This is a genomic window from Streptomyces sp. NRRL S-920 (genome assembly GCF_000717945.1).
Classification (GTDB): Bacteria; Actinomycetota; Actinomycetes; order Streptomycetales; family Streptomycetaceae; genus Streptomyces; species Streptomyces alboniger.
This window is the reverse complement of the sequence record NZ_JODF01000034.1, coordinates 61,445-73,219: the sequence shown is the minus strand read 5'-3', so window position 1 is coordinate 73,219 and position 11,775 is coordinate 61,445. Positions and strand designations below refer to the sequence as shown.

At 72.6% G+C, this 11,775-nt stretch carries 10 protein-coding genes and 1 pseudogene; 5 read left to right on the top strand and 6 right to left on the bottom strand.

What is annotated here, in order from left to right; genetic code table 11:
• Positions 1–381 (bottom strand): annotated as a pseudogene (locus IG54_RS43020) (hypothetical protein); the annotation flags it as partial.
• A gap of 189 nt (positions 382–570) precedes the next feature.
• Complete coding sequence (locus tag IG54_RS0123815; RefSeq protein ID WP_030787996.1) at positions 571–804, bottom strand: hypothetical protein; 234 nt, start codon at positions 802–804, stop codon at positions 571–573.
• Between the two features lie 61 nt (positions 805–865).
• Here IG54_RS0123815 and IG54_RS0123810 point away from each other — a divergent pair, with 61 nt between their 5' ends.
• The 3 genes from IG54_RS0123810 (at position 866) to IG54_RS0123795 (ending at position 3,895) form a co-directional block, all read left to right on the top strand.
• Positions 866–1,864: a helix-turn-helix transcriptional regulator gene (locus tag IG54_RS0123810; protein WP_030787993.1), complete on the top strand. Its 999-nt coding sequence runs from the start codon at positions 866–868 to the stop codon at positions 1,862–1,864.
• Between the two features lie 41 nt (positions 1,865–1,905).
• A complete protein-coding gene (locus IG54_RS0123805) occupies positions 1,906–2,388 on the top strand; it encodes a DUF456 domain-containing protein (protein ID WP_030787990.1) in 483 nt (160 codons plus the stop codon).
• Positions 2,389–3,523: 1,135 nt separating this feature from the next.
• Entirely contained in the window at positions 3,524–3,895 is a 372-nt protein-coding gene (locus tag IG54_RS0123795; protein ID WP_030787987.1) for a PPOX class F420-dependent oxidoreductase, read from the top strand.
• Here IG54_RS0123795 and IG54_RS0123790 read toward each other — a convergent pair.
• The 3 genes from IG54_RS0123790 to IG54_RS0123780 form a co-directional block, all read right to left on the bottom strand.
• The gene (locus tag IG54_RS0123790; RefSeq protein WP_106977070.1) at positions 3,831–5,333 is read right to left on the bottom strand and encodes a DNA-3-methyladenine glycosylase 2 family protein; all 1,503 of its coding nucleotides are present in this window, start codon (positions 5,331–5,333) and stop codon (positions 3,831–3,833) included. The genes IG54_RS0123795 and IG54_RS0123790 overlap by 65 nt on opposite strands.
• Before the next feature lie 92 nt (positions 5,334–5,425).
• Positions 5,426–6,556, bottom strand: coding sequence for a ribosome small subunit-dependent GTPase A (gene rsgA / locus IG54_RS0123785; protein ID WP_420712275.1), 1,131 nt, complete (start codon positions 6,554–6,556; stop codon positions 5,426–5,428).
• 265 nt (positions 6,557–6,821) lie between these two features.
• Positions 6,822–7,388, bottom strand: coding sequence for a GNAT family N-acetyltransferase (locus IG54_RS0123780; RefSeq protein WP_030787978.1), 567 nt, complete (start codon positions 7,386–7,388; stop codon positions 6,822–6,824).
• Between the two features lie 171 nt (positions 7,389–7,559).
• Between IG54_RS0123780 and IG54_RS0123775 the strand changes: the two genes are divergently transcribed.
• Together IG54_RS0123775 and IG54_RS0123770 are read left to right on the top strand one after the other, a co-directional pair.
• Positions 7,560–8,837, top strand: a complete 1,278-nt coding sequence (locus IG54_RS0123775) for a cytochrome P450 (RefSeq protein WP_078594405.1) — start codon at positions 7,560–7,562, stop codon at positions 8,835–8,837.
• Positions 8,838–8,846: 9 nt separating this feature from the next.
• Positions 8,847–9,071 (top strand): ferredoxin, encoded by a 225-nt coding sequence (locus IG54_RS0123770; RefSeq protein ID WP_030787972.1) that lies wholly within the window; start codon positions 8,847–8,849, stop codon positions 9,069–9,071.
• A gap of 29 nt (positions 9,072–9,100) precedes the next feature.
• On the opposite strand, the gene IG54_RS0123765 is transcribed toward IG54_RS0123770, so the two are convergent.
• Complete coding sequence (locus tag IG54_RS0123765) at positions 9,101–11,650, bottom strand: polysaccharide lyase family 8 super-sandwich domain-containing protein (RefSeq protein WP_030787968.1); 2,550 nt, start codon at positions 11,648–11,650, stop codon at positions 9,101–9,103.
• Positions 11,651–11,775 lie beyond the last annotated feature (125 nt).

The following is an 11,775-nucleotide window of genomic DNA, read 5'->3' as shown; positions in this document are numbered from 1 at the left end:
AGATGTATAAAAGAGACAGTTTGGTGGGGCGGTCGGAGGGGTTGGTGCGGGGCCGCCGGGGGGCGGTGGGGCCTGGGGTGGGATCAGGGCTTCGGCGGCGGGGGGTGGGGGTTCGGATGAACGGGGCTCGGCCGGTCCCGGTGCGTCCCGTCGGGGCCCCGCCGCCTCGGCGCCCCCAGGGCCGCCCGGGGCGGCCGGTGGCGGGGGTGTGAGGGACGCGTCCGCCGGGGTCCCTTCCTTCACCGCGTCCGACGCCGAGGCGAACCTGTCGTCGAGGGTGTCCGGTGCGGGCGTGGGGCCCGTGTCCTGTGTGGTGTCGTCGTACAGCTGCCCCCACCAGTCGTCGTCGCGGCCGGTGCGCCTCTCCCCCTGCTGGCTCATGCCCCTATTTTCCACCGCGGAGGGCGCACGAAAACGGTGCTTCCGGAAATTCCGGCCATCTTGGCGACGGAGGGGACCGCCGGGCGGGCCTACCCCCCACAGGAGGACCGCCCGGCGGTGTCTGTATGGCCGGCGCACGTCGCAGGCGCCGGGCCACGGTCTGTGTGACGGAGTCGCCGTGAGGGTCCGTCAGCCGGGTTTGCGCCACCTCTGCTCACCGGAGGCGCCCGCGTGGTTGACGGTCGCGCCCCGCGTCCCGGCGTGCTCGGCGGTCGTCGCCGCCTTCCATGTGCCGCCCTCGTCGTAGGAGGACGACAGCTTCACCTCGGTGAGTGCACCCGGCTTGTAACCCGCGTGCCCAGTAGCGCCGAGTTCAATCCGCGTACCGTCCGCGGGCGGGATGATGTCCTGGGGCGGGTTCACGCCGTGGCTGTTTCCCGCCACGGCGCCGCCGGGACGGAGCTTCGGGGAGGGACGTCGCCGGATGCTGGCAGCGATAGGTCTGGACGGGACGCACGAGTCGGCGTACCGGGCACTGGTGTCGGTGGGCGCCGCCGAGGTGCCCGACCTCGCCCGCAGACTCGGCCTCGGCGAGCCGGAGACCGAGCGGGCGCTGCGCCGCCTGGAGCGGCACGGCCTGGCCGCGCAGGCCTCCGGCAGGGCGGGCCGCTGGGTGGCCGCGCCGCCGGGCGTCGCGCTCGGCGCTCTTCTCACCCAGCGGCGGCACGAGTTGGAGAAGGCGGAGCTGGCGGCGAACCTGCTCGCCGAGGAGTACCGCGCGCAGGCCGCCGAGCCCACCGTCCATGACCTCGTCGAGGTGGTGACCGGCGCCGCCGCCGTCTCGCAGCGGTTCCTCCAGTTGCAGCTGGGGGCGAGCGAGGAGGTGTGCGCACTGCTCACCGGCGGCGCCGGCACCGGCGTGGAGCACAGCGCCGGGAAGCGGGCGGCGGGCCGGGGCGTCGGCTACCGCGTCGTGGTCGAGCGAGCGGTCCTCGACCTGCCCACGGGGCTCGTCGAACTGTCGACGGCCGTCGGCCGCGACGACCGGGTGCGGGTCGTGAACCGCGTCCCGACGAAGCTGGTGATCGCCGACGGCTCGCTCGCGATGGTGCCGCTCACCTCGCGGACCGCGGAGCCCGCGGCGCTCGTCGTGCACGCCAGCGGGCTGCTGGCGTCGCTGACGGGCCTCTTCGAGGCGGTCTGGCGGGAGGCGCTGCCGCTGCGCCTCGGCGAGGGCGATGGCGCGGCCCGCGAAGAGGCGCCCGAGGGCCCGGACGGCACGGACCTGGAGATCCTTTCGCTGCTCCTCGCGGGCCTGACCGACGCGAGCGTCGCCAAACAGCTCGACCTGGGGCTGCGGACGGTGCAGCGCCGGGTGAAGCGGCTGATGGAGCTGACGGGCGTGACGACCCGGCTCCAGCTGGGCTGGCACGCGTACGAACGCGACTGGGTGGCACGCCGTACCCGCGCGCCGCAGGTCTAACCTGACCTGCGGTTTCACCGGACCTGCGGCACGCTGGGCAGATGGGAGCGTGGGAACTCCTGCTGGTCGCGGTGGTGATGCTGCTCGGCCTGTGCGGAGTGCTGGTGCCCGGAGTGCCGGGACCGTGGCTGGTGTGGGCCGCGGTCCTGTGGTGGGCGCTCCAGGACACCAGGGGGCTCGCCTGGGGCGTCCTCGTCGGCGCGTCCGTGGTGCTGCTCGCGGCGCAGGCGGTGCGCTGGCAGCTGCCGCCCCGCAGGCTGCGGGAGAGCGGCGCCACGCGCCGGATGGCCGTCTTCGCCGGGGCGGGGGCGCTGCTGGGCTTCTGCGTGGTGCCGGTGATCGGCGCGGTGCCCGGCTTCATCGGCGGGATCTACACCGCGGAGCGGCTGCGGCTCGGCGGTCACGGCGAGGCGGTGACGGCGACGCGGACGGCCATGCGCAGCGGCGGCACGAGCGTACTGACCGAACTGTTCGCGTGCCTGATGATCCTGGGGGCGTGGCTCGGGGCCGTGTTCTGGGGCTAGGCCACCTCTGTCGGATCTTGCTGGTTCACGTCGATGCTCATGAGAGTGGGCTTTTTCGGCGGGTACGGCTGGGCGAGTCGGTGGACCTCAGTGACTGCACGCACCCGGCACCTCCTGAGCCGGACCTACCCTCCGAGCCTTGAGCTGGGACCGGATGAGGGCACCCCGGCGACCAGTTGGCACTACCAGCCCTCCGCAACACCCGCCGGCCCGCCCACGTGAGGAGGCAGCGATGAGGCCCTCGCGGTAAGGGTCGGTCCGTACGAGGGCTGTCGGCGGAGTTCCAGACCGTCTGGCCGTTGACCTGGAGGTAGAGCTCGTCTCCGCCGGCCGTGGCAGTCGCGGGGCCGGTGAGCGTGGCGATGAGCGCGATGGCGCCGCCGAGGGCCGACGCAACCTTGCCGATCGAATGAACCTTCTTCATAGTCGGCAAACCACCTACCCAGGCATTGGTGACGGCACAGGACTGGACGACCGCGCCCACGGTCAGGAACTCACCGTCGGCCGGGGCCGCCACGGTGACGACGGCGCCCATCACGACCACCACATGCCGATCGCGGAAAGCAGCGTGCTCCCAGCCACTGCTGCGCGTTACCAGTGATCACCTTCCGCATTACCTCGCCGGTTGCCCTGAAAATCGAACATGCGATCTAATCGCATCATGGATCGCAACACCTTCCCCCCGGACCTCTTGGAGGCCCAGACAGCTTGGTATGTCACGTACGGACGCCTCTCCGCCGCAACAGCGGACGGCACTGCCGCAAACCGACGGCGGCTGTTGCACCTCTCTCGACTGATCGCCGCCCATCCGTACTGGGAGACGTCAGCGGGCACACCAGCGGCCCGGCTCGCACTCAAGGAAATTGCACGCACGAAGGCACAACCGTGTGGTTGATGGTGGGAACGGGCAGCATTCACGCGGACGGCGTGCCGCTCGGCTTCCAGCCGTGCTCGGTGAGGGTGCTCCCTGCCAGGTAGCCGAGGGACGGCCGCGCCGACGCGCAGTGTCTCCTTCGTGTCGAGCTTCCCGCTGGGCGAGGACGGGCTGGGCCGGTCTCGGGTCGGGAGTCATGATTCCTGGGGGGTTGTTGGTCGGGGTGTGCGGCGGAGCCGGGGCTCGTGCGAGGGTCGGCGCATGAGTGAATTCAGCGAAGCCGAACGCGCGTACCTCAGGTCCCAGCGGCTGGGGCGGATGGCCACGGTCGACCCGAAGGGGCAGCCGCAGGCGAACCCCGTCGGCTTCTTCCCGCGGGACGACGGCACGATCCTGGTCGGCGGACACTCGCTGGGCACCACGAAGAAGTGGCGCAACCTCCGGACCAACCCCAAGGTATCCCTCGTCGTCGACGACATCGTGAGCCTGGAGCCGTGGAAGGTGCGGGGCATCGACATCCGCGGGGAGGCCGAACTGCTCACCGGGCCCCATGAGTTGGGCCCCGGCTTCAGCGAGGAGCTGATCCGGATCCGGCCGCGCCGGATCCACAGCTGGGGGCTCGACGCGCGGTAGGGTCCCGGTCCGCCCGCAGGTGGCGCAGGGCGTACGAGCGCCAGGGCCGCCAGGCGTCGAGGATCGGCTCCGGTTCGCCGGGCGGGGCGACGTCGGGGTCGCCGAGCGCCCGCATCCTGATCAGCGCCGCCGTCCTCGCGTCCAGGCCGGGCAGGGCGCGCAGCGCGGCCTCGGCGTCGTCCCGGTCCGCCCCCGCGTCCAGCCGCAGGGCGCCGTCGGCGAGCGCCGTCGCCAGCGCGCCGAGCGGGCCGCGCTCGACGGCCAGTTCGGCGGGCGCGGGGAAGAGGTGGGTGAGCCGTCCGCAGGCCGCGTCCAGCGCCTTGCCGTACCGCTCCACGAGCCGTTCGGCGCCGGTCCGCCCCACGAGCGCCCGCACCGCGAACTCCTCGGGGTCGGCGGCGCCGGGCGAGCGCAGTCCGGGCCGGGCGGCGACGAGCGGTGCGAGGCGGGGGTGGCCGCCGAGCCTCTCGTCCACGGCGTACGGATCGGCGTCCAGGTCGAAGAGGCGGCGCAGGCGCTGCACGGCGGTGGTGAGGTCGCGCAGGTCGGTGAGGTGCAGCCGGGCGTCGAGCCAGCCGCCGCGGTGTACGGCTCCGGGGCCGGCAGCTGCCCCGGCCCCGCCCCTGCCCCCGCCCTCGCCCCCGGCCGCGGCCGTGGAGCGGGCTTCCTCGACGGCCACGATCCCTGTCCCGTAGGGCAGTCGGAGCGTACGCCGGTAGGTGCGGGCGGCGCGCTCGCCGGTGACCTCCTCGATGCCGTGGACCGCCTCCGCCGCGAGCAGGTCGAAGACCGCCGCGGCCTGGTAGGGGCCCCGGTGGGCGAGGCGCAGCGGGATGCCCGCGGCGGGTGTGGCGCGTGCGGCGCCGCGTCGGGGGGCGGCGGCTCGCAGCGCGGTCGGCGTGAGCGCGTACACGGCCTTGATCGTGTCGTTGAACTGGCGGACGCTGGCGAAGCCCGCGGCGAACGCGATCTCCGTGATCGGCAGGTCCGTGGTCTGGAGCAGGACGCGCGCGGTGTGCGCCCGCTGGGCGCGGGCCAGCGCGACCGGGCCCGCGCCGAGTTCGGCGGTGAGCTGGCGCTGCACCTGCCGGGCGCTGTAGCCGAGGCGAACGGCGAGGCCGGGGACGCCCTCGCGGTCGACGACGCCGTCGCCGATCATGCGCATGGCACGGCCGACCACGTCGGCGCGTACGTTCCACTCGGCGGAGCCGGGCACGGCGTCCGGCCGGCAGCGGCGGCAGGCGCGGTAGCCGGAGGTCTGGGCGGCGGCGGCCGTGGTGTAGTAGCGGACGTTCTGCCGTTTGGGGGTCACGGCGGGGCAGCTGGGGCGGCAGTAGATGCCGGTCGTCTCCACGGCGAAGAAGAACTCGCCGTCGAAGCGGGCGTCCCGGCTGCGCACGGCCTCGTATCGGGTCTCCTCATCGATCACGCCCTCCATTGTGGAGCCGGGGGCGCACCCGGGCTGGCGGAATTCGGACACGACGCTGGGCGCCCCCTCAGGGGCGCCCGGCACTGCCCCGACCGATGAGGTCAGCGCTGTCGTCCCCGCTTCATCTCCAGGGCCGCGCGCCCTTCGGCGTTGCGCAGCCGCCACACCCGCCGCAGCTCCGCGCGGGCCCTCGCGTCCGTCTTGGCGACGATGCGCTGGTTCTCGCGGACCAGCTTGCGGTAGCTGTCGAGGCGGCGTTCGGGAAGGGTGCCGTCCTCGACCGCGGCGAGCACCGCGCAGCCGGGTTCGGCGGTGTGGGCGCAGTCGTGGAAGCGGCAGTCCTCCGCCAGTTCCTCGATCTCGGCGAAGACCTGCCCGACACCGGTCCCGGCGTCCCACAGGCCGACGCCTCGCAGCCCCGGCGTGTCGATGAGGACGCCGCCCGCGGGCAGCAGCAGGAGGTTGCGGGTCGTGGTGGTGTGCCGGCCCTTGCCGTCGACGTCACGGATCGCCTGGACCTCCATGATGTCGGCGCCGACGAGTGCGTTCGCCAGGGTCGACTTGCCCGCGCCGGACTGGCCGAGCAGCACCGACGTGCCGCCGGAGACGACCGCGGCGAGGATGTCGACGCCGTCGCCGTTCGTGGCGCTGACCGGCAGCACCTGGACGCCGGGCGCCGAGGTCTCCACGTCCTCGACGAGGTGCGCGAGCGTGGCGTCGTCCGGGACGAGGTCGGCCTTGGTGAGCACGACGACGGGCTGGCCGCCCGACTCCCAGCCGAGCGCGAGGAACCGCTCGATCCGGCCGAGGTCGAGTTCGGCGGCGAGGGAGACGGCGATGATCGAGTGGTCGACGTTGGCCGCGAGGACCTGTCCCTCGGAGCGCTTGGACGAGGTGGAGCGCACGAAGGACGTACGCCGTGGCAGGTACGCCCGTACGTAGCGGGGGTCGCCGCCGGCCGGGTCCACCGCGGCCCAGTCGCCGGTGCATACGACCTTCAGCGGATCGCGCGGGGTGACGAACTCGGTGTCGGCCCGCACGGTTCCCTCGGCGGTGACGATGTCGCACTGCCCGCGGTCGACGCGGACGACCCGGCCGGGCAGCAGCCCCTGCGCCGCGTACGGCGCGAACTCGGCCTCCCAGCGCGCGTCCCAGCCGTAGGGGGCGAGGGGGTGCGCGGCGGACGCGGACGAACTCAGGAGGGAGGAGAACGGAAGAGCGGAGAAAGACAAGGGGTGACCCTTCACAGGGGTGGCCCCGGCACGCGCGCTCGACGGCGCGCGGCGAAATGACGGTCGGTCAGCCGGTGGCCACGGAGGTAGACTTGATGAACTTCCGGATGCGGGCAACGCCCGTCGTGACGACAGCCATCGGTCACACCTCCTGGGTCTGGTCGGCCTGGCCCGGCGGCCGGGGTGGCCGCCGAGGAACGGGACACAGCTTAGATCGCGGCTCAGCGCGCACGCCAGCCATTTACCGGGAGCCGGTCCGCCCCGCTCACCGGGCCGCCGCCTCGGCTCGCGCGGCGCGCCATTCCGGTGCCAGTACGGCCCAGATCTCGGTGTCCTGGCGCACGCCCCGGTAGAGGTCGTTCTGGCGCTGGACGCCTTCGAGGGTCATGCCGAGGCGCTTGGCCACGTTGATGCTCGGGATGTTCTCCGGAGCCACCAGCCACTCCACCCGGTGCATCCCCCGTACCTCGAACGCCCAGTCGATGACGACGCGTACGGCGCGAGTGACCAGGCCTTGTCCTGCGGCCGCCGGTTCCAGCCAGCAGCCCGCCTCACAGGTGCCGGTCCCGGCGTCGAAGCTCCGGAGGAGGACGCCGCCGACGAGACGTCCGTCGAGCCGGATGCCGTACAGGCGGCCGGTGTCGGCGGCGGCCTTGTCGGCGTACAACTGGAGCCAGTTGCGCGCGGCCGGCAGATCGGCGGTGATGTCGGGGAGGCCGACGTACTGGCCTATGAACTCACGGCCTCGGTCCATGTGGGCCAGGAACTCCTCGGCCTGCCAGGGCTCCAGCGGGCGCAGTTCGGCTCCGTCGCCCAGGGAAATCGCGAACATTCTTCTCATCCTCCACAGTGGCCGCACATGGTTCTCCCGGATCCTCGCACGGGGGTTTTCCGGCCAGATCCCGCCCGCCGTCGATCTGGCCGGTCTTGCCGTGTACGAGATAGATGCCCTGAGCATCCAATGGGGCGGGTAAGGGACCATCTGCGCTTGCGAGGTACGTCCATGATGGAGTCAGTCGAGTCGACGCAACCCCCGGCCTCCGCCCCAGCCTCCACTTCCACCTCGACCCCGGCCCCGGGCCCGGCCCTCACGCCCTTCCCTCAGGACCGCGCCTGCCCCTACCACCCGCCGACCGGTTACGCGCCCCTGCGTGAGGCCGGGCCGCTCACCCGCGTCTCGTTGTTCGACGGTCGCTCCGTGTGGCTGGTCACCGGGCACGAGGCGGCCCGGGTGCTGCTCGCCGATCCGCGGCTCTCCTCGGACCGCCAGAGCGAGGACTTCCCCGCGCCGACCGAACGCTTCGCCCGCGTCCGCGACCGCAGGGTCGCCCTGCTCGGCGTCGACGACCCCCGGCACAACGTCCAGCGCCGGATGCTGATCCCGAGCTTCTCGGTCAAGCGCGTCGCGGCCCTGCGCCCGAGGATCCAGGAGACCGTGGACCGGCTCCTCGACGCCATGGAGGAACAGGGGCCGCCGGCCGAGCTGGTGGGCGCGTTCGCGCTGCCTGTGCCGTCCATGGTGATCTGCGCGCTCCTCGGCGTGCCCTACGCCGACCACGACTTCTTCGAGGAGCAGTCGCGCCGTCTGCTGCGCGGCCCCGGCGCGGAGAACTCCGAGGCGGCGCGCGACGAACTGGCCGCGTACTTTCACGTGTTGATCGACCGCAAGCGGAGGGACCCGGGCGACGGGCTCCTCGACGAGCTGATCCACCGGCAGCTGGCGGCGGGCGCGGTCGACCGCGACGAACTGGTCAGCCTGGCCACGGTCCTGCTCGTCGCGGGGCACGAGACCACCGCGAACATGATCTCCCTCGGTACGTTCACCCTGCTCCAGCACCCCGAGCGGCTCGCCGAACTGCGGCCGGGACCCGGCGGCGCCGGGCCGACGCTGATGCCCGCCGTGGTCGAGGAGTTGCTGCGCTACCTGTCCATCGCGGACGGCATGCTGCGCGTGGTGAGGGAGGACATCGAGATCGCGGGCAGCACCCTGCGCGCCGGTGAGGGCGTCATCTTCTCCACGTCCCTCATCAACCGCGACGACGCGGCCTACGAGAACCCGGAGGAGCTGGACTGGCACCGCACCACGCGCCACCACCTCGCCTTCGGGTTCGGCATCCATCAGTGCCTGGGGCAGAACCTCGCCCGGGCGGAGCTGGAGATCGCCCTGTGGTCCCTCTTCGAGCGGCTGCCGGGGCTGCGCCTGGCGGTGCCCGCCGACGACATCCCCTTCAAGCCGGGCGACACCCTCCAAGGGATGCTGGAACTACCCGTCACCTGGTAGGAGTTGACCATGACCAATGGCGCGACGAACAAGGTGATCCACGTCGACACGGACCGGTGCGTGGGGGCGGGCATGTGCGCGCTGACGGCGCCGGGCGTCTTCACGCAGGACGACGACGGCTTCAGCGAGGTGCTGCCGGGCAAGGAGGACGGCGGCGGCGACCCGATGGTGCGCGAAGCGGTGCGGGCGTGCCCGGTGCAGGCCATCAGCGCACCCGGGCTTGCCGCTGACTGACCGTCACGCCCGGTACGCATCAAGGGCATTCAGCTGTCCAGGCTGACCGTGAAGCTTCTGCCGTACGCGTGGCGCGTGTCGACGTCGATCCGGGTGCCGCCGGGCGCCCGGCTCACTCGTACGCCGGAGTCCCCTGCGACCTTTCGCAGACGGCGGCCGCGGAGCAGGAGCGTGATCCGGTCCCGGTTCATGGTCGGGTCGGAGACGGCCACGGTGGTCCTCGCCTTGCCGGGGCGCCCCTGGCGGCGCACGATGACCGAGGCCGGGCCCTCGACGCGCAGACCGGCGGTGTCGTGCGTGCCCCGCGTGAACGTGTTGGCGGCCGTCAGACCGAGGCCGCTGTGCGACAGGGCCTGAAGGCGCGGGGAGTTGGCGAGGACCGTGAGCGGGCCGTGGCGGTGGGCGCGCAGCCGCTCCTCCGTGGCGTTCGGTACGAGCGCGTAGGCGAGGCGCGTCGGGCGGGCCCCGGCGGCCCCGTCCACCGTCACGCCGAGGACCGAACGGGTCACCGGCGTATCGGGGTTGGCGGTGCGCACGGCGCGGCGGCTGCGGGTGACCCGGTCCAGGGTGACCCGCACCTTCGGCGTGTCGAGGAAGACGTAGCCGACGGCGGTGCCCTGCGTGGCGTTGGCGTAGCGCAGCCAGCGCAGGTCGGCGGTGCCGGGGCCGGTCCAGGCGGCGCCGTCGCGCAGCGTGCCGGTGAGCGAGGTCCGGTCGTCGGGGGCGGCGGTGCGGGCGTCGACGGTGGTGGTCACGGCCCGCCCGGCGGTGTCGCCGACGCCCGCCGCGAGCACCACGATCTCGTCGTCGAGCAGGAACCAGGACTTGGTCGCCGTCGCGTTCCGGTACACGACGAAGTCGTCGGGGAGCAGGGCCCGGTCGTGGTGCGCCGCGTCGCTCGACTGCACCATCGCCGCGGTGCCGTACGTCCCGAGGACGGCGCCCCCGGAGTGGCCGTTGGTGCCGCGCGGGAAGTAGACGTACTTGTTCTGCGACGCGGACGACGGGGTGAAGTTGAGCGGGTGCCCGGGGTTGTCGTAGTACGCCTTGCCGTACAACTCCGGTACCGTGCGCCGCTGTTCGACCGGCGCCGTGACGCCCGCCAGGCCGTAGGGCGAGACCGTCGTGTAGTAGTCGACGCCGTAGGCCTGCGTCTGGTCCTGACCGGAGAGGTAGAGGTAGTGGGCGCCGTCGCCCTGGAACCACGGCATGAGGTTCTCGCCGTTCATGTACTCGTACTTGCTGATCCGGTCGGAGCTGCGCGCGAGCGCGAAGGCGTAACCGGGCCTGCGGTGCACGGTCTTGTCCATGGCGTTGAAGGCGACACTGCGCTCGGCGGGGTTGAGGTCGGCGGGCGGCACGGACGCGTCGCCGATGATGTCGGCGTAGCGCACGACGCTGACCGGGGAGACGAACCGCGCCGGGTCGAGGGCGGTGCGCGAGGTGGCCCCGATGTGCTTGACGTAGCTCTTGAGGGCCGTGGCCCGGTCTCCGGACGCGAGCGAGGCGAGGTCGACGACGGCCTCCACGACCACGCCCACATCGGTGTATCCGGAGTCGGGGCGGGCCACCGCGCGGCCCTTGACGATCTCCATCATCCAGCCCTCGAAGATCAGCGGGGCGAAGCCGTCCCTCACCCAGCCGTACACGGTCGGCACCAGCTCCTCGCCGTGCGCGAAGCCGGTGCCTTCGAGGATCTTGAGGGTCTGCACGACGCGGGTGAGCAGGCCTTTGCCGTACGAACCCGTATACGCGACGGAGGCGTGCTGGAGGAACGAGCCGTCCGCGTAGTAGCCGTCCGTCACGCCGTGCCGCAGCCGGTAGGGGTCGATGGTGAGGAACACCGTCAGCTGGTCGGTGAGGGCCTTGCGGATGCGGGCCTCGCCGCCCTCGCCGAGCAGGGCGCCCTGGAGGACGCGGTTGGTGGTGATGTCGGCGAGGTTGGCGCCGGTGTGGAAGCGGGAGTCGAGGTTCACGTCGCCGTCGGTGCCGTTGCGCAGGTAGGCGTCCATGGAGTCGACGTAGGTGCGCACCAGCTCCGGGCGGTGGGCGCGCACCTCGTCCGCGAGCAGCGCCAGGGTCTTGCTGACGTGCTGGGAGATGCCGATCTCCCAGTGGAACCAGTTGCCGTAGTAGCCCTTCGACTGGTCGCCGTAGTAGCGCTCGTGCAGCCAGGTCAGGCCGTCCACCACCCGGCGCCGCACGGCCGTGCTGCCGTGGAGGTCCGCGGGGAGCCCCGGCGTGCGGGTCGCGAGGGCGATCTCGTACAGGCGGCGGTAGGCGGTGTTCAGGTTCGCGTCGTCGGTGCCGAGTGGCAGGCCGGCGAAGAGTTCGCCCGCGCCCGCCCCGTCCATCGCCTTCAGGTTCGCCCGCGCGGTCCGTTCGACGGCGGCGAGTTTCGCGGCCGTCTCCGGACGGGCGTTGGAGTCGGCGGTTCCGGCGAGAACCGCCACGGTGTTGGCGAGCAGCCGGGCGCGGCCCTCGGCCGCCGCGGCCGCGTCCGCGCGGCCCGTGGGAACCACCGCCAACAGTCCGGCGGCCGACAGGGCGGACAGCAGGCATCTGCGGGTGATCTCCATGGCGGCCTCCACCGACGGCGTACGTGGCGTTCCGGCGGGCGGAGTCAAGCAGACGGGCCCACCGGCGACAAGGGTCCGCGCTCCGACGCGCCGACCGGGATTGATACCGTCCCCCTGGTCTTGAT

Bases quoted from the DNA above. Each gene is read 5' to 3' on its own strand.
- IG54_RS0123805 (WP_030787990.1), top strand. From the start codon at position 1,906: ATGGGAGCGTGGGAACTCCTGCTGGTCGCGGTGGTGATGCTGCTCGGC.
- IG54_RS0123770 (WP_030787972.1), top strand. From the start codon at position 8,847: ATGACCAATGGCGCGACGAACAAGGTGATCCACGTCGACACGGACCGG.
- IG54_RS0123810 (WP_030787993.1), top strand. From the start codon at position 866: ATGCTGGCAGCGATAGGTCTGGACGGGACGCACGAGTCGGCGTACCGG.
- IG54_RS0123795 (WP_030787987.1), top strand. From the start codon at position 3,524: ATGAGTGAATTCAGCGAAGCCGAACGCGCGTACCTCAGGTCCCAGCGG.
- IG54_RS0123780 (WP_030787978.1), bottom strand. From the start codon at position 7,388: ATGTTCGCGATTTCCCTGGGCGACGGAGCCGAACTGCGCCCGCTGGAG.
- IG54_RS0123775 (WP_078594405.1), top strand. From the start codon at position 7,560: ATGATGGAGTCAGTCGAGTCGACGCAACCCCCGGCCTCCGCCCCAGCC.
- IG54_RS0123790 (WP_106977070.1), bottom strand. From the start codon at position 5,333: ATGGAGGGCGTGATCGATGAGGAGACCCGATACGAGGCCGTGCGCAGC.
- IG54_RS0123765 (WP_030787968.1), bottom strand. From the start codon at position 11,650: ATGGAGATCACCCGCAGATGCCTGCTGTCCGCCCTGTCGGCCGCCGGA.